Consider the following 20824-nt stretch of genomic DNA (forward strand, 5'->3'; position numbering starts at 1 on the left):
TCATCCCAGGACCCGGCACCAGAACCGGCCCACGCGTGTGCGGGTGAGCAGGTCGAGCCGGCGCCGCAGCCGCCGTTCCCACACCCGCATCCGGGCCGCCTCGGTCTCGTGCTCGTGCAGGCGCTCCCATTTCCGGGCGCGCCGCTCGGCCCTCCTGTTCGACGGGGTGAGCAGGCGGGCCTGCCCGTCGATCCAGCGCACCGCGGGCCGGTGCAGGAGGTCGGAGGCGACGGGGTCGGCCCCGGAACACCGGTGGGCGGCGCGGGCCCGAGCGGCGGTGCGCTCCAACCGCGGTCCTCCGAGGTCGGACCCGGGCACGGTCGCGCGGACCACGTCTGCGCCGGAGCGCTGCGCCTCCTCGACCATCACCCGGGCCACGTCGGTCTCGGGCCGCAGGTCCCCGGGCATGCTGAGCACGAACGGGACGAGCGGGTCGGGTACGGGTTCGCCCTCCCCCACCCTGATCCGCGGGTCGGCCCGGAAGTGCGCGCGCAGCTCCGACTCCATGGGCGATCCTGCTTCGGTCCTCAGGGTGATACGGGTGCCGCTGGTGTCCCTCTCCAGGAGGCGGTCCACGGTATCGACCACGGTGGCGCTGTCCGTTCCCGCGGTGTCCACGACGACGTGGGCCAACGGGACCCGCCAATGCGTGCCCGGGCGTTCGGCCCGTTCCGGTGAGGTCGGAACCCATTGGGCCACGCGTGCACGGGACAGCGGTCCGGCCCCGGCCTCCCCGTGCCGTGTCCTCGGTTCGTGCCGGACCTCGGGATCGGTGGCCGGGAGCGCGCCGTGCTGGAGCAGCAGGTGGTGCAGGATCTCCTCCTGGGCGGGGAGTTCGCCCCCGGCCGAGGCGGCGCACCCCTCCAGGACGGATCTGGGTGCCGAGGCCCCGCTGCGCAGGGCGCCCGGCCACAGGGGCCCGGTCCGCTCGTACAGGACCCGCCGGTCTCCTTCCGTCCCCTGCTCACCTTCCTCGTCCTGTTCGGTCGCCTCGGGTGTGCTGCACAGCAGGAGCCCGCGCACGTGGTGGTGGCCGCGCAGGTGGGCCTCCACGAAGGTCTGCGGTATCCGGTCCCCGGCTTCGAGCCACAGCACCACCGAGGGGTCCGCGGACGCGTCCGGAAGCAGTGCTCCGCCGTCCCCGGTCTCCACACGGGTGCGTTCGGGCCGGGCCCCGTCCGGGACGTGCACACCGGTGCCGCCGGCGACCGTGACCTCGGTGAGCGCGGCCGGATAGGTCTGTGCGGCCAGGTCGGCCAGGAGTGGGGCGGGATCGGCGCCGGCGTGTTCGGCCCGGACCACGACGTGTACGCCCAGTTCCGGTTCCCAGGTCCCCAGTTCGGGCAGGGACCGTACCGTCTCCCGGCCGCTCGGCACGACGGTGTTCCTCGCTTCCGGTGTGGATACACTCATCCGGCCTCCACCACTGGTCCGGTTCCTTCACGGACGGGTTCCGGCGCGCCCCAGGGCAGGGACGAGCAGGTGACCGGCGCATCCTTCGGGTCGGGCTCCAGCAGTGGGCTGGGGCGCCACCCGGGCAACTGGCCCTTGCCCTCCCGGCGCAGGAAGTGGCCCGCCCCGACGGTCCACGTGTGGCCCTCGCTCTTGCGCCGTACCACGAAATTGCACCCGTGAGTGCGGTAGATGCGTCCGCCGGCCAGCTGCACCCCGGCCAGGCACTGGGAGTCGACCCCGCGGGCCAGCGGCCGGAACCCGCCGATCTCCTCCAGTACCCCCCGGTCGAGGAAGAGTGTGCAGCCGCTGGCGTGCTTCGCGGGTTTCTCGCTCTCCCCGGACAGGCGGACCGTGGTGTCCAGGGTCTCCAGGTAGAAGAACTCCGGGTCGGAGCCGACCAGATCGGCCCCGGAATAGGTACGTGCCGAGACCAGGTCGGCGAGGTGCTCGGGGCCGTACCAGTCGTCGTCGTCCATCTTGGCGAGCATGTGGCAGCTCGCCGTGCGCGCCGACCGGTCGAGCACCGTGCCCAGGGCGAGGGAAGGGTCGGGTTCGTGCAGGATCAGCTCACGGCCCGAGGCGCGGAACGCACGGATCTCCGCGGCGACCTCGGGGATCTTCCGGTCGAACCCGTGCAGTGCGAGCACGGTCTCGGTCTCGACCCCGCGCTGGCGTGCGATCTGGCGCAGCGCGAACCCGACCATCTCCGGGCGCCGGGTGCACAGGAGCACGGACACGGCCGGGCAGGTGTCGGTGTCCAGGCCCAGTTCGGCCCCCATGCGGCGCCACCGGGCCAGTGCGCCGTGTTCGCGCATGGCGGCCCGCCGGGTGCGGATGCTGTGGATCTCGCGTTCGTCCTCGTCGTCCAGGTCGGACATCCGCACCGACCGCAGACGGGCCAGGGTCTCCTGCCCCAGTCCGGTGGCCCAGCTCGGTGCGGGGCCGCTGACCAGCGGTACGCCGGCCGCGGCCAGGGCGGCCACGGCACGGACCGCTGCGAGCGGGCCGCTGTGCCGGCCCCACACGATCTCGACGGCGCGCAGGTCGCGGGCCCGGGCGATGTGCACGTCGGTCACTGTCCCGTCGCCGGGCACGCTCCAGCGCACGTTTTCCCCGACGACGAGGTGCCAACGCCCGTCGTGGTCCTCCAGAGTTCCGGTCACGGGTTCGGAGGTACGGGTGAACCCGATGGGGTTGACGACCCGTTCGTCCACTGGGGGGACCTGGTCGGGGGCGGGCCGTTCGGGGACGTACGCGCCGAGGGAGCCGAGGTCTGCCCAGGATGCCTCTCCCAGGGGGGCGCGGCGGGTCCGGGGCGGGGCGTCCTCGGGCAGGGTGTACCCGGAGGCGGTGGTGTCGAGGATCGCGTCGACGTGTTCGGTGCGGTTGCTGCGCGCGTCTCCCGGCCGCCAGAGCCCGGCGTCGGGCCCCCGGACCGCCGCCAGTACGGGCAGGGGCCGCTCGCGCCGGCCTCCGACCATGCCGTGGGCCAGCGCCGAGACGACCGGGATCAGGGGGACGGGTGCCCCGAAGTACAGGTCGGCGGCCCATCCCTGGTCGCCTGCACGCCGTACTCGGGAGTCGACGAGTTCGCCCCAGGGCCCGAGTCCGGGCAGGACGGGGAAGGGCGGGTCCAGGTGGGGTGCGGCCGCCGCGACGAGTACGACGATGCGCGCCGAGCGCGGGAACCCGGCGAGGTGGGCGGCGGCCCGGCGCAGGTCGGTGGGTGTGGCGGCCAGGAGCAAGGTGAGCCCGCAGGAGCGGGTACCGGAGGCGGCCGTCTCGCGCCGCACGTGCTGGACGGAGGCCGGGCGCTGGTCCAGGTCGTGGAACGCGACCTCCTCCGGCAGGTCTGCACCGTCGGGCCAGGCGCCTTCCCCGACGGTGCAGACCACGGTGCGCCCCGGCTCGCGTGTACGGAGTGCCTCCTCCAGCAGCGCCCGGATCATGTGAGCACCTTCGGGTGGTCCTCGGTCTCCCCCCGGCCCCGGTGGGGGTCCTCCCGGCGCAAGGTGTCCTCCATCTCGCAGATGCGGTCGGCGATCTCCTCCGTGCGGCCGAGGAGTTCCATCCGCTGTTCCCCGGTGAGTTCACGGATCAGGCGCACGTTCCGGTCGAGACCGGCGCGCAACTGTTGGATCTGCCGGTTCGTGTGGCGCACCAACAGCGCCAGCACCACGGCCGAGACCAGAACCGTCGTGAACGCGAGCGCGCGGGCCGCCGCCCAGAAACCGACGAGTCCCGAGCCGATGAGGACGGCGGTTCCGACGAGAACCATTGCGGAGAGCAGCAGGAGCAGCTGGGCTGACCGTGAACGAGGCATACGCACAACATCACCAGACCGGCCTCGGGCCGAAGAGTGCAGGGACGAATCCGCCTCAGAATGCCACGGAGACAGGAAGAGCCAGCGGAATTCCCGCTGGGCTCCCGCTAATTTGCCAAAAATTGCCCACGCAGATTTGCCACACATGCAGCTTTCACCATAAAAGGGAAGCCAATCGGTTCAGAGCGCGCACTTCTCCTTTTTCGCCATGAACCCGACCACACATCGGACGCGTGCCCATCCGGGGTTCTGCACGCCGCGGGGTACGCCCACAGCTCCCGCTGAGGTTGCGCCGGTGGAGCGAGGATGCCTGTCAGGCCACCGAGACGGCACCTTTTGCGCCCGCACGGATCGTCTGATCGGCGGAGCCTTCCGCCCCGGACCCGCGAGCCCTCACTCGGCACCCAAACACATCAGAGCGATGTAGCCGTCCTCCAGCGTCGGCGGAACGGGACGCCCTCGGGAAGGCGTCTCCGGGGCGACGACCCGACAGTACTCGGGTGAGGTGCCCACCACCATGGCCCGTTGTCCCACCGGCACACCCACAGGCACCTCGTAGGTACGGCCGCGCGCAACGTCGATCATGTCGCGGACCGTCCCGTGGAAACTCGGGCGACCGGCGGAAAGAACGGTCACGCTCGAGCACAATTGCGATACATCATCCAAAATGTGCGTACCAAGTACAACGGTGCGCTCCTGGCCGATATGGGCAATGAGCGACCGGAAACGCATGCGTTCCTCGGGGTCCAGCCCGGCGGTGGGCTCGTCGACGACGAGTAGTCCGGGGTCGCCCAGCAGGCTCTGCGCGATTCCGATGCGTCTGCGCATCCCACCCGAGTACTCGGCGATCCGACGCCCCCCGTGCTCCTCCAGACCGACACGGGAGAGCATGTCCCGCACTCGGGAACAGCGAACCCTCCGGCCGCCGATCCCCTTGAGCGAGGCCATGTAGTCGAGGAACTCCCGTCCGGTCAGGTCTGGGTAGAGGCCGAGCTCCTGCGGCATATAACCGATGGTGCGCTGGGCCGCGCGGCGACCGCGGTTCGTGGCAAGATCGTGGCCGTCGACGACCACACGCCCGGCAGTGGGACGCAAGGAACCGGTGAGGACGCGCATCAGGGTGGTCTTGCCGGCGCCGTTGGGGCCGAGGAGACCGACGATCCCGCCGCGGAACGCGAGATCGGCACCGTCCAGGGCCCGCACTCCGGGCCCGAACACCTTCGTCAACCCGCTCACTTCGACGTTCATGCGCTCCGCGGCCGCCGATCGTCGATCGGAGTGTCCCCGCGGGAGGTACTCCGGTCCGTGTCCAGTCACTTGCGCCTCACCGCGACCAGCACAGCGAGTGTGAGCAACACAGCGGTGAACACAGCCAGGACCGCCAGGTTGGCCAGCGCCGTTCCCGTGTCCGGGGGCGGGCTGAGGGGGCCCGTCAGCTCCCTGTTCGCCCACACGGCCCGCTCACCGAACCAGGCAGCCGCCGGATAACCCCCGACCGGGGACAGGAGTGTGCCGGTGGGGGTCACCAGCGGCAGTATCTGGGGCGAGGCGATAGTGGACCACAACCAGACCCCCGCGGTGGCAACTCGGGCAAGGGTCAGAGGGAGCACCAGCCCCAAGAAACAGGCCAGCGCGGTCAGCGCGGCCGCACCCGGTACCAACACGGTCGTAAAGGCCGCCAGTGCGGCGGCCAACGGGCGCACACCACCGTCCGCCACGGCCGCGGGGACCACACACACCATCACCACCACGAGCGGCAGGACCAGGGCAACCCCCAAAGACGCAACGAGCATCGCGGGCAACCGGAACCAAAGGCTGTGAGGGGTGGCGGCAGCGAGGTCCCCCATTCCGTGGCTCAGGCCCCGCACGAACCGGTCGGCCAAGGTCACACCGATACCCAAGGTGCACAGAATCCCCGTGATCAGGGCGGCCGCACCGACGTGGCGCACACCGCCGGTGATATCGGAGGGCGCGCCCCAGGCGATTACCAACGACAGGAGCGACAACGGCACCAACACGGTCCACAAGGCGCGATGGCGCACCACCATGAGCGCCTCGTAGCGCAGGGTGCCGCCCAGAACCGGGAGCAGGGAAGAAGCCCTCATTCTCGTATTCACTCCGTTTTCACGTGGCCCTCGATGCGTCACCGCACCCGCCCCGAGGGCGGCACCCTGATCCAGTGACCGAGCTTACTCGGGGACCGTACTCGGGGCCTCGGTGGAGTGTCGGTCGCGCGCGAGTACGGTTTCACGTCGTGGAGGTGAACCCCACGGCGCGCAGACGCTACGTACAAGATGTGGAGATCGACACCGACGTGGACACCGAACACGGTCTGCTCGCCGACGTGGCCGCAGGGGACGAATCCGCTCTGCGTGCCCTCTACGAACGGCACTCCGCTCCGATGCTGCGCTTGCTGCGCCGCCTGACCTCCGACGCCGGAGCCGCCGAGGAGCTGTTGCAGGAGAGCTGGCTCGCGGTCTGGCGCTCGGCCGCGACCTTCCGCGGGCAGTCGTCGGTGCGGGGGTGGCTGCTGGGGGTCACGCGTCGGCAGGCCCACAACCGGCTCCGTCGGATCGAGCCGGTCAGGGTCGCCCTGCACGCCGAAGAGGTACCGGAGCCGGCCGACCCCGGGGCGGACGTCGAGGCCGACGTGCTCGCCTCCGCCGGGCAGCACAGGATCCTCGAAGCGATCGGGGCCCTGCCGCTGCGCCACAGGGAGGTGGCGGCCCTGGCGCTGGTGGAAGAACTGCCGTACACCGACATCGCCGAGAGCCTCGGCATACCCGTAGGCACGGTCAAGAGTCGTATGGCCAAGGCGCGGGCGCGGCTGTGTGCAGCGCTCGCCGAGGGACAGGTGAGTTGACATGCCACATCTGAGCGAGGGAGAGGTCCTTCAGGCCGCCCGTGCAGACCGAGGGACAAAAAAGCACCCGGACGGCCTGTCCGAGAAGCGGTGCTCACATCTGCAGACATGCGCCTCGTGCTCCGCCCGTGTCTCGGGGATGCAGAACTTCGCCTCAGCTCTGCAAGCCTCCGAACCCGAGGTGCGAACACCCTCCTTCGACGACCTGATCGCGCCGGCGCTCGCCGCGGAGCGCGCGGCGCCCGCGAAGGTGTCCGGGCCGACCGCGCCGTCTCTCACCTCTGGAGGGGCGGCCCGACTGGTCGGCACCCTGGTGATGCGCCAGGCCAAGCTCGTCCCGGTGTCGCTTTGGCCGATGACGGCCGTGGTTCTGGCCGCGCTCTTCGTGTTCGCCGCGCAAGCACCCGACCCGTCCGTCGGCGCGGCCTTCTTCGGGCCCGTAGCCACACTGCTCACCACAGGGACGGCCCTGGCCGTGTGCTCCCCGAAGAGGGATCCCAGGTCCGAGATGCTGTACACGATGCTCGTACCTCCGGCGGCAGTGTGGCTGGCGCGGCTGGTACTGGTGACGGGCACTGTATTGGCGGCCTCCGCGCTGGTGTCGGCGGCCTCGGCCGCCGTGTCGGGTTCCCCGCAGGCCGCCACCGCGCTGATCGCCTCCTGGTTGGGGCCCGCTGTCCTGGGCGTGAGTACGACGGTGTTCGGCACGGTATGGTACTCGCCCGCAATGGGTGCGGTTTTCGGGGCGGGGTCCTGGCTTATGAGCGTGTTCGCCGCCCGAGGCGCCGCATCGTTGGGCCCCTTGCCGGCAGGCATGCGGGATACGATCGGCGCCCTGTGGTCGACCACTCCGCTGAGTCTGCTGATCTCGTCCGCGCTGCTGGCCGCAGCGACGTGGCTGGTCTCGCGCCCGGAGCAGTCGCTGCAAGGGAGGTAACGCTCGAACGACTCCGGGGAAGGAACGACGGCATGCGTGTCGTGGTCACAGGCCTGTCCCATTCCTACCGACACCGTCGCGTCCTCGAGGGTGTGGACCTCGAGTGCGGCCCCGGGGCCATGGGGCTCCTCGGGCCGAACGGCGCCGGAAAGACGACTCTCCTCCGGTTGTTGGCGGGCGTGCTCCGGGCGAAGTCCGGGTGGATCCAGGCCGGCAGACACGATCTGCGCACGCGTGCGGGCCGCCGGGCGCTCCGGCGCGGACTCGGTTATCTTCCCCAGGACGTCGCTCTCCCTCCGGACATGTCCACGCGCGATTTCCTGGACTACGTCGGGCTGTTGAAAGGGATGGCCGATCCGCACGAGCGCCGACGCCAGACCGCTGAAATGGTCGAACACCTGGGGCTGGACCTGGTGTCGGACCGCCGGTTGGGAACGCTCTCCGCGGGGACGCGCCGCCGGGTGGGGGTCGCCCAGGCCTTCATGGGCGACCCGGGTCTGGTCCTGCTCGACGAGCCCACGTCGGGTCTGGACCCCGAAGAGCGCATCCGCTTGCGCTCGGTGCTCGGGATGCTTGGCGGGGACCGCACCGTGATCCTGTGCACGCACCTCTTGGAGGACGTGACCGCGGTCTGCCCGGAGTTGGCGGTCCTCCACGCCGGCCGGGTCGCCTACTCCGGCTCGACGAGCGGCCTCAGAGAGATCGCGACCGACCGCACCTTCGAACTGCCCCGGCCACCGGCCGGCGAAGGCTTCGGCGACCTCGGCCCACCCCGCCGAGAACGCCTGCTCACCGACTTCCCCCCGCCCGGGGCCCGCCCGGTCACTCCGAGCGCAGAAGAGGGCTATGCCGCGCTGATGCACGATCTGCGCGGGGAACCTGTGGCGTGGTGATTCCACCGGACAACGGGCGGAAGTGAACCTCCGGGGCGGTACACGCTACGTACCTCTGTGCCAACGGAACATGTCGGAAGTGAGACGACCATGTCGATGCCGGAGCCCCGTGTACGGTCGGCCGAGTCTGCACGCGACTCCCCCTCCCTCGTCCTGCTCTTGTCGCTCGCGCTGGACCGGCTCCGCTGGGGGCTATCTCTGTGGACCACCCTGGCCACACCTGTGGCTCTGGCGGCGCTGTTCGCGGTTGCGGTGTTCATCGGCGCGGGACGTGGCCAGGAGGAAGTGTGGGACCACTGGTTCGGCCTCACGTTGTACATCTGGGCCGTGCTGACGCCCATGCTCGCCGCGCTCTACGCCGTTGGCGCCGACCAGGCCGACGAAAGCGCCAAGCGCGTCATGTACACCTACGCATTCCCCCGCCGCCGACTCCTGTTCGCTGACGTTCTGGCGCTCATGGCCCTCTGGACGGTGTCGGCCCTGATGCTCGCCGCCCTGATCGCCGCAGCCGCCCTCGCCAACGACACCCCCGGAGACGCAGGAACGGCTTTCGCCGGTGCCCTCATGCCGGTCCTGGCTGCTCTGCCGACCCTGGTGCTGTGCGTGCTCGCCACCGAGGCCTGGGGCGTCGCGGGGGCTACATGCGTCGGCGTGGCCGGGACGCTCTTCGGGGCGCTGGCCGGGGACAAGGTCTACTGGTGGGTCTTCCCGCCAGCCTGGCCCACGCGCGGGGTCATCCCCATCGCGGAGAACCAGGGCCTCGCTTCGCTCGATGCCGCCGGCGTCCCACTGCTCTCACTCTCCGTGCTGCCCGTGATCGGGATCGCGGTCCTGGGGCTCAGCGGGGTGCTGTTGGCTGTGGGCGCACTCTACGTCGACCGTCGGGAGATCTGACCGATGGCGCCACCGGAGGGAGGTTTCCGGTCCCCGCCCCAGGCCCCGGAGGCGGAACCGACCGTCACCCCGAATGCCGTTCCCCGGACACCACGACGAAACGAGGAACACCGATGACCGCTACCGGATCCGACCGCATCTCTGCCCCGACGATACGCGACGATCCGTCGCTCGCGACCGTCGTCGCCGTGGAGTGGGAGAAGCTCCGACGGGGTTTCTGCCTCTGGCTCTCCCTCGCCCTGCCGTTCGTACTGATCCTGCCCCTGGGGCTGATCGCCGCCTTCTCACCCGAGGGACAGGCCGGTGACGTGTGGGGCATCTGGTTCAGCGTCACCCTGCTTTTCTGGGGGATGTTCCTGCCGATGGGCGCGGCACTGTACGCAGCCATGTCGGTACGCGCCGACCTGGACTCCCGGCAGGTGGTATACGCCTACGCCTTCCCCCGCCACCGACTGCTCATCGGCAGGTTCCTGGCCCTATTGCTGCAGTGGGCGGTGAGCGCACTGCTGCTCACCGTACTGCTGGCGACGGTCGGTGCCCTGCTCATCGGCCCGGAGGCGGCCTTGCCCGTACCTGCAGGGGTTCTGGTGCCCTGGCTCGGAGCCGCGGCGACGCTCGCGCTGTGCCTCATGATGGCCGAGCGCTGGGGCACGGGGCCCACCGCTGTGGTCGGGGTCCTCGGGATGCTGCTGGGCGGGATCATCGCAGACACCTCCGCGTGGTGGTTCGTTCCCATGGTCTGGCCCATGCGCGCTGTGGTTCCGCTGGCCGGTATCGAGGCCAACGGGGTTCCTCTGGAACCCGGCGACCCGCTCTTCTCGACGGCACCTCTACCCGTGGTCGTCGTCCTGTCCTTCACCCTGTCGATCGTTCTGCTCGCCGCAGGGGCCCGTCACGTCAACCGCAAGGAGCTCTGAATGCCGTCGGCACTGCGCGTCAACGCGCTCACCAAACACTTCGGTTCCCACGCTGCGCTGCAGGGGGTGGACCTCGACGTCGCCGAGGGCGAGGTCTACGGGCTGTTGGGACCCAACGGGGCGGGCAAGACCACTCTGATGAAAGCAGTGGCCGGCCTGCTGCAACCGGATTCGGGGACGCTGGAAGTGGCGGGCCGCCCTTTCACCCGTGACTCCCTGCGGGGGATCGGCGCGCTCGTCAACGGCCCGGGGTTGTGGTCGCGGATGAACGCCCGGCAGCACATACGAGCGCACGCCAAGCTGCGCGGGGTCGACCCCGACGACGCGGTGGCCCGTCTGCTGCCGCTGGTCGGCATGGATCAGATCGCCGACCGCCGGGTGTCGGCCTATTCGCTGGGCATGCGCTGGCGGCTCGGCATCGCCATCGCCATGGTCGGCTCCCCCCGTCTGCTCGTGCTCGACGAACCGACCAACGGCCTGGATCCCATCGGTATGCGTGAGATGCGTGCACTGATGCGCCGGGTGGCCGAGACGGGTGCGACCGTGTTCGTCTCCAGCCACCAACTCGACCAGATCGCCCGCACGTGCGACCGGGTGGGCGTGCTCGTGCACGGCCGGAACTGCTACGAGGGCCCCCTGTCCGGCCTCGCACGCGACGGCGACCTGGAGGAGGGCTTCTTCGCGCTGGTGGAGCAGACCTCCAGCGGGGTCCGCTGAACGGGCCCGGCCGACCATGACGCGGCCCCCGCGCGATCCGGTGCTTCGCCTTGCGAGTACTGGATCCCCGCGGGGGCCGTGCTCTTGCGCCTCAGCTCGGGGACAGAAGCTGCGAGACCGCCAGGTCCCGGTAGAGCTCGTCACCCGCGACGAGCTCCTCGTGCGTTCCCACAGCGCGCACCCGGCCGGTGTCCATCACCACGATCCGGTCCGCGTTGGTCACCGTCGACAGCCGGTGCGCGACCACCATGACCCCCGCATCCCGTGCTGCGTCCTGCACGACCTCCTTCAACGCGGCCTCGTTGGCCGCATCCAGTTGCGAAGTGGCCTCGTCCAGCAGCAGCAATCGCGGTTTGCGCAAGAGCGTTCGGGCGATGGCGATTCTCTGCTGCTCGCCCCCGGACAGCGTGGTGCCGCGGTAACCCACACTGCTGTCCAGGACGTCGGGCATGCGTGCGACCAGTTCGGTGAGCCTGGACCGCGCGACCACCTCCAAGAGCTCCTCCTCGGCAGGTACCGCTCCCAGCGTTCCGGTTCGAACCACGCCATGTTGCCCTCGAGCCAGGCCAGTGCGGCGTCGACGTCCAGGCGGCGGGCTTCGGCCGTGCGGATCCCCCCGCCGCCGGCGGTCGCACTCATCCCTGTTCCCGCCCGTCCGAGGAAGGTGCCAAGTGGCGGAGCAATTCATCGGGGGTGGGCGGCGCCAAGCCCGGCACGAGCGCTTTGGCGGCAACCTCGTAAGCGGTGCAGTCCCGCGGTTCGAGGACTGCGTTGCCGTCCTCGCGCAGTTGGGCCGCGTTGCGCTGCACCGAGGGCTTGCGCCACATCACCGGGTTCATGGCCGGAACGAAGTCCACCGGCTGCTCGGAGGCCAGCAGAACCGACGTGAGCAGGCTCGGGGCGAGGCCTTGAGCGGCACAGCCGAGTACGTGAGCAGTGCAGGGCAGAACCACCACACGATCGGCCCAACGCCCCAGAGCGACGTGCCCGGGCCCGTGCTCCACGTCGGTGTAGACCCCGTCGCACAAGGCACGCATACTCTGTTCCGCCACCAGCCCTTCCGCCGTCCGGGTCAGGACTGCGGCGATCCGCTGGACCCCCGCAGTCCGGAAGGCGTACAGGTAGGACGGCAGCGTGACCGCTGCGATCGAACCGCTCACCCCGACCAACATCCGTTGCGGAAGCAGGCCCGGACCGTTCTCAGTTGCGTTGGTCATTCATCACGCTTTCTCGTCGGATGGTTTCAGCTCAGCGCCAGACAGCGGTCCCACACGGGGTCCCCGTCGCCGCCGACCGCGTCCGCAGCCGGAAGAAGGGCGCACGCCACCCCGGCTGCCCCTTCCAGGACCCCGGCGACGTCCAGCCGATGGTGCGCGGGCGCGGCCTTGCGCCAGCCCTGAGCGGAGTCGGGGACCAAATGCGCGAACAGGAACGGGGCCCGCTCGTCCGCGTGCTGGACCACCCGTTCGGCGAGCGCGTCGGCGCTCCTCCGGAGCTCCTCGTCCCCCGACTCCCGGCCGATCCTCCACAACACCTGGCCGAACCCTGCGAGCCCGTGGCAGACCGTCGGTCCGTCCAGGCGCCACTGCGAGGGGTCCCGGCGCAGACCTGAACGCAAGGGCTCCACCGCCTCGTGGCGCCAGGACGCGACCCCGAAGGCCCGGCCGGCCGCGTACAGGGCGCTCGCGATCCCGGGCGCCCCGTAACACCAAGCGGTCCGCGTCACCCCCGCGTGGTGCCGTTGTTCGGCCACTTCCTCAGCGAGGGGCACTCTGCAGGGCCAATAGCTCCCGGCCGCGTCCTCCAACCGCCAGGAGAGCAACCACTCGGCGATACGGTGCGCCGCTTCGCGCTGCCCTGCGACCCGGTGTCCCCGCCCCTCCGCAGCGGAGAGAAGCGCGAGGGGGCCTGCGATGCCGTGGGCCAGACCGAGGTTGAAATCGCCGTCGGGGTAGGACCTGCGGTCCTGCTCCATCGCCTGGAGCTCGTTCGGTACCCACCATCCGGGCACTTCCCGGTCGTGGGCGAGGACTGGCCGGGTGAGCGTGACGAGGTGCTGCAGGGTCGCCGCCACCGCCTCGGCAGCGTCCGGTTCGTCCCTGTCGGGGGCCTCGGCCGCGTCCAGGAGGATGCGTCCGGTCCCCGACAGGCCCTTGATCACGTCGTAGGCGTCCGCGTCCACACCGGGCTTTCCCGCCTCCCGGCGCGAGGCGGCCCGTCGGATGCGCCGGCCCTGGTCCTCGCAAAGCCACGCCACCAGCTTGCGGCGCAGCGTTCGGTAGCGACCGGGAACGCGCTGGTTGCAAGCCTGGACGGCTGCGAGCACCGATGCCGGCCCCGTGAACAACCCTCCGCTCGGCGAGGACGGCAGTGCCTCGGTGGCCGCGCGTATGTGCGCATGCGCCGCCCATGCCCACCGCTCGTCGTGCGCCGAGAGCTCGGCGTGGAGCAGGGCCACACCGGGGTGGCCGTGGGAGAGAGTGGTCGGCGCCCACACGGACGCGCCGAACAGCGGTTCGATGTTGTCCTCGCGCCCGGCGATCCGTGCCGTGCGTTCCGGATCAGCCAATCGTTCGGCCACCTGCTCGACAATGCCCAGTGCGCGCTCACGGGTGAGCGTACGGTCCTCGGCGGTTCCAGGTGCGTTCACGAGGTGTGCCTCCTCCTGTTTCGGTGGTCGTTCACCGCGGCGCGGACCGTGCCCAACAGGTCGCGCTCGCGGTCCGATCCGCCTCCGAACAACCGGTTGCACGTCATGTGCATCACGCTTCCGACCACCCTCGGAACCGGGGACACCGGGTTTTTCTGGTCACGGAGCAGGGCTCCGTACTCGGCCACTCTGCTGTCCCGGTCGGCGAATGCGTCGAGGAGCGCCTCTCCGCAGGGGGCCAGTCATAACCGGACGGCGCCCCGAGACCGCGGTTCTCATCGAGCGGTTCCAGGACCGGAACCAACCGGTCCACGCCGTACTGCTCGGTGAACCTCCGGTGGTATCCGCGCAGCGCACGCATGCCCAGGCGCGGTGACGACAGGCGCCAGAAGAGTTCGGCCATGTGTTCGACCTCGCTCCGGACCTGCTCGGGCATCCTGATCGTCGCGTCCAGATGGGCGTCGACGTGCACCGGTGTGCGCACCGGATGGACGGCCTCGATCCGGGAACTCAGCCTGCGGAGTTCCTCGACCCCCTTGCCGACGGGAAGAGCGTCGTACTCGTGCCGGGAGCGGTCGATCGCGACCAGTTCATCGCGCAGGTGCGCGCTCTCGGCACTGACCCCGGTTCGAGGCAGCGTCGACAGTACGTGGTCCAAGGGATCGGTCCCGTCCAGCGGAGGTCTCAGCGAGGTGATCAGGAACTCCTGTGCCACGAGAGCTGTCAACATGCTCTCGCACTTGTCGGGGCCGACGACGAACTCCTCTGCCAGCGCCGCCGAGACCGCGGAGAAGAGCACGGGACCGGCCGCGAGCTCGAGCACACGCCGGACCGGGTCCGTGGCCTGGATCGACGCCTCGGCAAACGCGGTCGAGTCGCTCAGCATGCCTTTGGACGAAGGCGCCGCCAGGACGATCCGGCCACCTCGTTCCATGAGCGCCTGGTGGGCCTGAACGGACAGGCCGCGCAGGACACTGGGGTCGCTTTCGAGGTCGCGCACGACCGCCTTAAGCCACTCCATGTCCGGCCGGGTCCGGGTTCGGTGCGCGTCACTGAAGGAGGACTCGACCTTACTTCCGAAACGGCCCACGCAGACCCCCGCGAACAGGCCGAAAGGGGTGGAGCGGGTACGCATACGAACGTCGTAGCGCTGCACGGAGACCACGGCCTTGCGAAGCCGCTTGTCGCTCAGTTCCTCCTCCCGCCCCTGCTCCACCAGGTCCAGGACCGTGGTGAGGCTGGATGAGGCCAGGGTGACTGCTTCGACCAGGTGGGGGTTTTTCACGGCAGCACGTAGCAGCGCCAGGCCGGCCTCACGGTCGCGCGGATACACACGAACACCTGGCCACTTCGGACACCTTCGTTCGGGTCGCGCCCTACACGACGGAGGACCGCCCCGCCGGTACTGATCCGGCGGGGCGGTCCTCCGTTCGCGTGAGGGCGCCTTTAGTCCTCCAGGTCGATCTGCCGCGTGATGTCGGCCTCGATCGTCTCGGAGATCGAGGTCAGGATGTCGTCGGGGACCACGGTGTCGACGGTCAGGGCGATGAGCGCCTTGCCGCCCTCCTTGTCCCGGATCACCTGCATCCCGGCGATGTTGACACCGGTGTCGCCCAGCACAGCACCGACACGGCCGACGATGCCGGGGCGGTCCTCGTAGGACAGGAACACCATGTGCTCGGCGAGGCCGATCTCCATCGTGTAGTTGTTGACCTCCACCAGCTTCTCGAACTGGCGCGGGCCCGTCAGGGTGCCCGAGACCGAGACCCGGGTGCCGTCGGCGAGCACGCCGCGCACGGAGATGAGGTTGCGCCAGTCGCTGGAGCCCTCACCGGTGATGAGGTTGACCTCGACCCCGCGCTCCTTGGCCAGCAGCGGGGCGTTGACGAAGGTGACGGTGTCCTCGACCACGTCGGTGAACACACCCTTGAGCGCGGCCAGCTCCAGCACCTTCACGTCGTGCTCGGCTATCTCACCGTGCACCTCGACATCGATGCGGGTGGCCAGCGTGCCGGCCAGGGAGGTGAAGACCCGGCCGAGCTTCTCGGTCAGCGGCAGCCCCGGCTTGACCTCCTCGGCCACGCCGGTGCCCTGGACGTTGACGGCGTCGGGCACGAACTCGCCGGACAGGGCCAGCTTCACCGAGCGCGCCACCTGCGTTCCGGCCTTCTCCTGGGCCTCGGAGGTGCTGGCGCCCAGGTGCGGTGCCACGACCACGTTCTCGAACTCGAACAGCGGACTGTCGGTGGTCGGCTCGGTGGTGAACACGTCGATGCCGGCGCCGGCGACACGGCCGGCCTTGAGCGCCCGGTACAGGGCGTCCTCGTCGAGGATGCCGCCGCGGGCGGCGTTGATGACCCGCACCGAGGGCTTGACCTTCTCGAAGGCCTCGTCACCGATCAGACCCAGGGTGTCCTTGTTCTTGGGCAGGTGGATGGTGATGAAGTCGGAACGCTGCAGCAGATCGTCCAGCGTGGTCATCTCCACACCGAGCTGGGCGGCGCGGGCCGGCTGCACGAACGGGTCGTAGGCGATGACCTTGGTCCCGAAGGCCTGCAGGCGCTGGGCGACGAGCGCACCGATGCGCCCCAGGCCCACGACACCCACGGTCTTCTCGTAGAGCTCCACACCGGTGTACTTGGAGCGCTTCCACTCACCGTTGACGAGCGCGTGGTGCGCGGGTGCGGTGTTGCGGGCGCTGGCAAGCATCAGGTTGATGGCCTGCTCGGCGGCGCTGATGATGTTGGAGGTCGGAGCGTTGACGACCAGCACACCGGCCTTGGTCGCGGCATCGACATCGACGTTGTCCAGTCCCACACCGGCGCGGGCAACGACCTGCAGACGGTCGGCGGCGGCCACGACCTCGGCGTCGACCTGGGTGGCGCTACGCACGACGAGCGCGTCGACGTCGGCGAGGGCGGGCAGGAGCTGGGACCGGTCGGAGCCGTCGACGTGACGCACCTCGAAGTCCTCTTCGAGGAGGGCGAGTCCGGCGGGGGAGAGCTTCTCCGCTACGAGTACGGCGGGTTTGGACACAACGTTTCCTTTTCGAGTGGTGCGACCCGACCGCGCAGGTAACGGCCCTGCCCTGATCGGGTGTGACGGCCGCAGGGAAGTCTACTAGGGGGGTCGGAAAGGCTGAGGGGGGTTCCCCCCTGAAACCGGGTTCCACCCGCCTCACCTCAGCAGGAACGCAACAGCGCCGGGGCGGATCGGCGACCCGCCCCGGCGCTGGGGAACCTGTACCGGGGGCCCTGCCCGCCGGTGGGGGGATCAGGCCTTGAGCCAGCTCATGAGCGGACGCAGCTCGGCACCGACCGTCTCGATCTGCTCGTTCTGCTCGGCCTCACGGCGCTTGGTGAACGTGGGCTTGCCCGCGTCGAACTCCTCCATGAGCTCCTTGGCGTAGGAGCCGTCCTGGATCTCGCCGAGGATCTTGCGCATCTCCTGGCGGGTCTGGTCGGTGATCAGGCGCGGACCACGGGTGTAGCCGCCGTACTCGGCGTTGTCCGAGATCGACCAGTTCATCTTGCTCAAGCCGCCCTCGTACATGAGGTCGACGATGAGCTTGACCTCGTGCAGGCACTCGAAGTAAGCGATCTCCGGCTGGTACCCCGCCTCGACGAGGGTCTCGAAACCGCCCTTGACGAGCTCCTCCATGCCGCCGCACAGCACGGTCTGCTCACCGAACAGGTCGGTCTCGGTCTCCTCGGTGAACGTGGTCCGGATGGCGCCGGCCCTGGTACCGCCGATGCCCTTGGCCCAGGAGAGGGCCAGGTCCCAGGCCTGGCCGCTGGCGTCCTCCTCGACCGCGACGAGGCAGGGCACGCCACGGCCGGCCTCGAACTGGCGGCGGACCAGGTGGCCGGGGCCCTTGGGGGCGACCATGGCCACGTCGACGCCCTCGGGCGCCTTGACGAAGCCGTAGCGGACGCTGAAGCCGTGCGCGAAGAACAGGGCGTTGCCCGCCTCCAGGTTGGGGGCGATCTCTGCCGTGTAGAGGTCACGCTGGATGTGGTCGGGGACCAGGATCATGATGACGTCGGCCTCAGCGGTGGCCTCGGCCGGTGTCAGGACGCGCAGGCCCTCCTCCTCGACCTTGGCGCGGCTCTTGGAGCCCTCGGCCAGGCCGATACGGACGTCCACGCCCGAGTCCCGCAGCGACAGCGCGTGCGCGTGGCCCTGGCTGCCGTAGCCGATCACAGCGACCTTCTTGCCCTGGATGATCGCCAGGTCCGCGGCGTCGTCGTAGTACATCTGTGCTGCCACTTGGGGTTACTCCTTGTTCTTGACGTGTTTGTCGGGGACGCGAGGCTCGGGACCCCTGTTCGGGCCCCGTCGCTCAGGCGCTGCGGTCGACCGCTCTCAGGGACCGGTCGGTGATCGAGCGGGGGCCGCGTCCCAGGGCGACCAGCCCTGACTTGACCAACTCCCGGATCCCGAAGGGTTCCAGATTCTTGACCAGGGCATCGAGTTTCTCGGGGTCGCCGGTGGCCTCGATGACGACGACGTCCGGGCTGACGTCCACGACATGTGCGCGGAACAGCTCGGCCGTCTGCAGCACGTGGGTCCGGCTCGACGCGTCGGCCTTGACCTTGACGAGCAGGAGCTCGCGCTGGACCGACGCGGCGGTGTCCATCTCCACGATCTTGACGACGTTGACCAGCTTGTTGAGCTGTTTGGTCACCTGCTCCAAAGGGTGGAGGTCGCAGTTGACCGCGATCGTCATCCGGGACAGGCCCGGGTACTCGGTGGTACTCACGCTCAGCGAGTCGATGTTGAAACCGCGGCGTGAGAAGAGGGAGGAGGCACGAGCCAGGATACCCGGGGTGTCCTCCACCAGCACGGAAAGCGTGTGACTGCTCATGGTGGTGCGGTGCTCCTCTTAGTCCTCGTGCTCCCAGTCCGGCGCCATGTCGCGCGCGTACTGGATCTCGTCGTTGCTGACGCCGGGGCCGACCATGGGCCAGACCATGGCGTCGTGGTTGACGGTGAAGTCGACGACCACGGGCACGTCGTTGATGGACATGGCCTTCTCGATCGTGGCGTCGATCTCCTCGGGGGTCTCGCAGCGCAGGCCGACACAGCCGTAGGCCTCGGCCAGGCGCACGAAATCGGGGATGCGGACCTTCGCGTCCAGGGGCGAGGTCTGCAGGTCCGTGTTGGAGTAGCGGCCCTCGTAGAACAGGGTCTGCCACTGCCGGACCATGCCGAGGTTGCCGTTGTTGACCACGGCGACCTTGAGCGGGATGCCCTCGACCGCGGCGGTGGCCAGTTCCTGGTTGGTCATCTGGAAGCAGCCGTCGCCGTCGACCGCCCACACGACACGCTCGGGGTCGGCGAGCTTGGCTCCGAGCGCCGCGGGCACGGAGAAGCCCATGGTGCCCAGTCCCCCGGAGTTGACGAAGGAACCGGGGCGCTGGTGGCCGATGAACTGGGCCGCCCACATCTGGTGCTGGCCCACACCCGCCACGTAGGTGGCCTCGGGGCCGACGAGGCGGCCCAGGCGCTCGATGACGTGCTGCGGCGAGAGGGTCCCGTCGTCGGTGCGGTCGTAGTCCTTGGGGTAGGTCTCGCGCAGGTACCCGAGCTGGTTCCACCAGGCGGTGTAGTCCCCCTCTCGGCCCTTGTCCTGGTCGGCGCGCACCGCCACGACGAGGTCGGCGAGGACCTCGCGGCAGTCACCGACGATGGGCACGTCCGCGTGGCGGTTCTTGGAGATCTCGGCCGGGTCGATGTCGGCGTGGACGATGCGGGCGTCGGGCGCGAAGCTGTCGAGGCGCCCCGTGACACGGTCGTCGAAGCGTGCGCCGAGGGCGACGATGAGGTCCGCCTTCTGCAGGGCACCGACGGCGGAGACGTCGCCGTGCATGCCGGGCATGCCCACGTGCTGGGGGTGCTCGTCGGGGAACACGCCCCGCGCCATGAGGGTGGTGACCACGGGCACGCCGGTGAGCTCGGCCAGGACGCGCAGCTCGGCGGAGGCGCCGGCGCGCAGGACCCCGCCGCCCGCGTAGAGGACGGGACGCTCGGCCTCGGCGATCATCCGGGCGGCCTCGCGCACCTGCTTGCCGTGGGGCTTGTTCACGGGGCGGTAGCCGGGCAGTTCCAGGCGCTCGGGCCAGCTGAACTCGGTGGTGGCCTGGAGGGCGTCCTTGGAGATGTCGACCAGCACGGGTCCGGGACGGCCGCTGGAGGCGATGTGGAAGGCTTCCGCGATGGTGCGCGGGATGTCCTCGGCCTTCCTCACCAGGAAGTTGTGTTTGGTGATCGGCATGGTGATGCCGCAGATGTCGGCTTCCTGGAACGCGTCGGTGCCGATGGCGGGCGAGGCGACCTGACCGGTGATCGCGACCATGGGGACGGAGTCCATGTGGGCGTCGGCCAGGGGTGTGACGAGGTTGGTGGCCCCGGGGCCGCTGGTGGCCATGCACACGCCGGGTTTCCCGGTGGCGTAGGCGTACCCTTCGGCCGCGTGCCCTGCCCCCTGCTCGTGGCGCATCAGGACGTGGCGCACCGCGGAGGAGTCGTAGAGGGGGTCGTACGCGGGGAGGATGGCGCCACCGGGAATCCCGAAGACAGTGTCAACGCCGACGTGCTCCAGCGACCTGATCAGCGATTGTGCGCCGGTCATCTGCTCGGTCATCTCAAGATCCTTCAGCGAGGGTTCAGAGCGCTCGGAAGCTCTGGACCGTGGTGGATTTCGACTCACGTCCTTGCGGCAATAAAAAAACCCCCACCGCGATGCGGTTGAGGGGTGGCGCGCAGCAGAAAGGACTCAGTGGGCTGCGCGCCGACCAAGTACGAGAATCAGGGAGTTGTTGCTCTGCATGTTGACAACACTGGCCGAACGTGGGGTCGCACGTCAACACGAACGCAACTTTGTCTCACCATGTGAAACAGCAATGCCACCATCCGGCCACCTCTGTCACGACAAAACCCCTGCTCATGGGGCATTAGTAACAAAAGACCCGGGCGTGTGTTCTGCGTTACACACACCCGGGTCCACGATGCGGGACGCCTCTCGGCAGTCAGTCGAACAGGGCGCCGGACTTCTCCACGGTCGCCGCACGGCGCAGCCGACCGGACAGGATCTCGGGGTCCGGCTCCTCGGCGACGCGCTCGCGTACACGATCCGGCACCGAGAGGCCGCGCGCCTCCAGGACCGCGACCAC

General features: G+C 69.7%; 20 protein-coding genes and 1 pseudogene. 6 read left to right on the top strand and 15 right to left on the bottom strand.

Annotation, left to right across the window (positions count from 1 at the left end):
• The 5 genes from D456_RS0114785 to D456_RS0114805 all read right to left on the bottom strand — a co-directional run bounded on the left by D456_RS0114785 (position 1) and on the right by D456_RS0114805 (position 5883).
• A complete protein-coding gene (locus D456_RS0114785) occupies positions 1-1413 on the bottom strand; it encodes a hypothetical protein (protein ID WP_239643847.1) in 1413 nt (470 codons plus the stop codon).
• Positions 1410-3404 carry a hypothetical protein gene (locus D456_RS0114790; protein ID WP_026115897.1) on the bottom strand — a complete coding sequence of 665 codons (1995 nt, stop codon included), beginning with the start codon at positions 3402-3404 and terminating at the stop codon, positions 1410-1412. The genes D456_RS0114785 and D456_RS0114790 overlap by 4 nt, the downstream gene beginning before the upstream one ends.
• Entirely contained in the window at positions 3401-3778 is a 378-nt protein-coding gene (locus D456_RS0114795; protein ID WP_017576961.1) for a hypothetical protein, read from the bottom strand. Before D456_RS0114795 ends, D456_RS0114790 begins: the two co-directional genes overlap by 4 nt.
• Positions 3779-4171: 393 nt before the next feature.
• A complete protein-coding gene (locus D456_RS0114800; RefSeq protein WP_017576962.1) occupies positions 4172-5026 on the bottom strand; it encodes an ATP-binding cassette domain-containing protein in 855 nt (284 codons plus the stop codon).
• A gap of 65 nt (positions 5027-5091) precedes the next feature.
• Complete coding sequence (locus D456_RS0114805; protein WP_017576963.1) at positions 5092-5883, bottom strand: hypothetical protein; 792 nt, start codon at positions 5881-5883, stop codon at positions 5092-5094.
• Between the two features lie 149 nt (positions 5884-6032).
• Between D456_RS0114805 and D456_RS0114810 the strand changes: the two genes are divergently transcribed.
• From D456_RS0114810 to D456_RS0114835, 6 genes are all read left to right on the top strand, one after another.
• Positions 6033-6641 carry an RNA polymerase sigma factor gene (locus D456_RS0114810; RefSeq protein WP_017576964.1) on the top strand — a complete coding sequence of 203 codons (609 nt, stop codon included), beginning with the start codon at positions 6033-6035 and terminating at the stop codon, positions 6639-6641.
• 139 nt (positions 6642-6780) lie between these two features.
• Positions 6781-7578 (top strand): hypothetical protein, encoded by a 798-nt coding sequence (locus D456_RS0114815; protein ID WP_017576965.1) that lies wholly within the window; start codon positions 6781-6783, stop codon positions 7576-7578.
• 32 nt (positions 7579-7610) lie between these two features.
• The gene (locus D456_RS0114820; protein WP_017576966.1) at positions 7611-8471 is read left to right on the top strand and encodes an ATP-binding cassette domain-containing protein; all 861 of its coding nucleotides are present in this window, start codon (positions 7611-7613) and stop codon (positions 8469-8471) included.
• Positions 8472-8561: 90 nt separating this feature from the next.
• On the top strand, positions 8562-9365 hold the full coding sequence (locus tag D456_RS0114825) for an ABC-2 family transporter permease (RefSeq protein WP_017576967.1): 804 nt from the start codon (positions 8562-8564) through the stop codon (positions 9363-9365).
• A gap of 113 nt (positions 9366-9478) precedes the next feature.
• Positions 9479-10282 carry an ABC transporter permease gene (locus D456_RS0114830; RefSeq protein WP_017576968.1) on the top strand — a complete coding sequence of 268 codons (804 nt, stop codon included), beginning with the start codon at positions 9479-9481 and terminating at the stop codon, positions 10280-10282.
• Positions 10283-10999, top strand: coding sequence for an ABC transporter ATP-binding protein (locus tag D456_RS0114835; protein WP_017576969.1), 717 nt, complete (start codon positions 10283-10285; stop codon positions 10997-10999).
• A 91-nt stretch (positions 11000-11090) separates the two neighbouring features.
• Here D456_RS0114835 and D456_RS0114840 read toward each other — a convergent pair.
• The 10 genes and pseudogenes from D456_RS0114840 to D456_RS27520 form a co-directional block, all read right to left on the bottom strand.
• Positions 11091-11510: pseudogene (locus tag D456_RS0114840) on the bottom strand (ATP-binding cassette domain-containing protein); the annotation flags it as partial.
• A gap of 124 nt (positions 11511-11634) precedes the next feature.
• Positions 11635-12216 (bottom strand): flavoprotein, encoded by a 582-nt coding sequence (locus D456_RS24240; RefSeq protein ID WP_017576971.1) that lies wholly within the window; start codon positions 12214-12216, stop codon positions 11635-11637.
• A gap of 26 nt (positions 12217-12242) precedes the next feature.
• Positions 12243-13649 (bottom strand): lanthionine synthetase C family protein, encoded by a 1407-nt coding sequence (locus D456_RS0114850; RefSeq protein WP_017576972.1) that lies wholly within the window; start codon positions 13647-13649, stop codon positions 12243-12245.
• Positions 13646-13837, bottom strand: coding sequence for a lantibiotic dehydratase C-terminal domain-containing protein (locus tag D456_RS28040; RefSeq protein WP_394297280.1), 192 nt, complete (start codon positions 13835-13837; stop codon positions 13646-13648). The genes D456_RS0114850 and D456_RS28040 overlap by 4 nt, the downstream gene beginning before the upstream one ends.
• Positions 13762-14982: a lantibiotic dehydratase family protein gene (locus D456_RS0114860; RefSeq protein ID WP_026115900.1), complete on the bottom strand. Its 1221-nt coding sequence runs from the start codon at positions 14980-14982 to the stop codon at positions 13762-13764. The genes D456_RS28040 and D456_RS0114860 overlap by 76 nt, the downstream gene beginning before the upstream one ends.
• 113 nt (positions 14983-15095) lie before the next feature.
• The gene (gene serA, locus D456_RS0114865) at positions 15096-16685 is read right to left on the bottom strand and encodes a phosphoglycerate dehydrogenase (protein ID WP_020480251.1); all 1590 of its coding nucleotides are present in this window, start codon (positions 16683-16685) and stop codon (positions 15096-15098) included.
• A 237-nt stretch (positions 16686-16922) separates the two neighbouring features.
• Positions 16923-17918 (bottom strand): ketol-acid reductoisomerase, encoded by a 996-nt coding sequence (ilvC, locus tag D456_RS0114870; RefSeq protein WP_017576976.1) that lies wholly within the window; start codon positions 17916-17918, stop codon positions 16923-16925.
• 73 nt (positions 17919-17991) lie between these two features.
• Positions 17992-18516: an acetolactate synthase small subunit gene (ilvN, locus tag D456_RS0114875; protein ID WP_026115902.1), complete on the bottom strand. Its 525-nt coding sequence runs from the start codon at positions 18514-18516 to the stop codon at positions 17992-17994.
• A gap of 18 nt (positions 18517-18534) precedes the next feature.
• Positions 18535-20361 (bottom strand): acetolactate synthase large subunit, encoded by a 1827-nt coding sequence (locus tag D456_RS0114880; protein ID WP_272980394.1) that lies wholly within the window; start codon positions 20359-20361, stop codon positions 18535-18537.
• Between the two features lie 319 nt (positions 20362-20680).
• Positions 20681-20824 carry a hypothetical protein gene (locus tag D456_RS27520; RefSeq protein WP_017576979.1) on the bottom strand — a complete coding sequence of 48 codons (144 nt, stop codon included), beginning with the start codon at positions 20822-20824 and terminating at the stop codon, positions 20681-20683.

This window comes from Nocardiopsis kunsanensis DSM 44524, from assembly GCF_000340965.1.
Classification (GTDB): Bacteria; Actinomycetota; Actinomycetes; order Streptosporangiales; family Streptosporangiaceae; genus Nocardiopsis; species Nocardiopsis kunsanensis.

Excerpts from the sequence above, each read along its gene's own strand:
- D456_RS0114785 (WP_239643847.1), bottom strand. The coding sequence starts at position 1,413 with ATGAGTGTATCCACACCGGAAGCGAGGAACACCGTCGTGCCGAGCGGC.
- D456_RS0114790 (WP_026115897.1), bottom strand. The coding sequence starts at position 3,404 with ATGATCCGGGCGCTGCTGGAGGAGGCACTCCGTACACGCGAGCCGGGG.
- D456_RS0114795 (WP_017576961.1), bottom strand. The coding sequence starts at position 3,778 with ATGCCTCGTTCACGGTCAGCCCAGCTGCTCCTGCTGCTCTCCGCAATG.
- D456_RS0114800 (WP_017576962.1), bottom strand. The coding sequence starts at position 5,026 with ATGAACGTCGAAGTGAGCGGGTTGACGAAGGTGTTCGGGCCCGGAGTG.
- D456_RS0114805 (WP_017576963.1), bottom strand. The coding sequence starts at position 5,883 with ATGAGGGCTTCTTCCCTGCTCCCGGTTCTGGGCGGCACCCTGCGCTAC.
- D456_RS0114815 (WP_017576965.1), top strand. The coding sequence starts at position 6,781 with ATGCAGAACTTCGCCTCAGCTCTGCAAGCCTCCGAACCCGAGGTGCGA.
- D456_RS0114820 (WP_017576966.1), top strand. The coding sequence starts at position 7,611 with ATGCGTGTCGTGGTCACAGGCCTGTCCCATTCCTACCGACACCGTCGC.
- D456_RS0114825 (WP_017576967.1), top strand. The coding sequence starts at position 8,562 with ATGTCGATGCCGGAGCCCCGTGTACGGTCGGCCGAGTCTGCACGCGAC.
- D456_RS0114830 (WP_017576968.1), top strand. The coding sequence starts at position 9,479 with ATGACCGCTACCGGATCCGACCGCATCTCTGCCCCGACGATACGCGAC.
- D456_RS0114835 (WP_017576969.1), top strand. The coding sequence starts at position 10,283 with ATGCCGTCGGCACTGCGCGTCAACGCGCTCACCAAACACTTCGGTTCC.
- D456_RS24240 (WP_017576971.1), bottom strand. The coding sequence starts at position 12,216 with ATGACCAACGCAACTGAGAACGGTCCGGGCCTGCTTCCGCAACGGATG.
- ilvN (WP_026115902.1), bottom strand. The coding sequence starts at position 18,516 with ATGAGCAGTCACACGCTTTCCGTGCTGGTGGAGGACACCCCGGGTATC.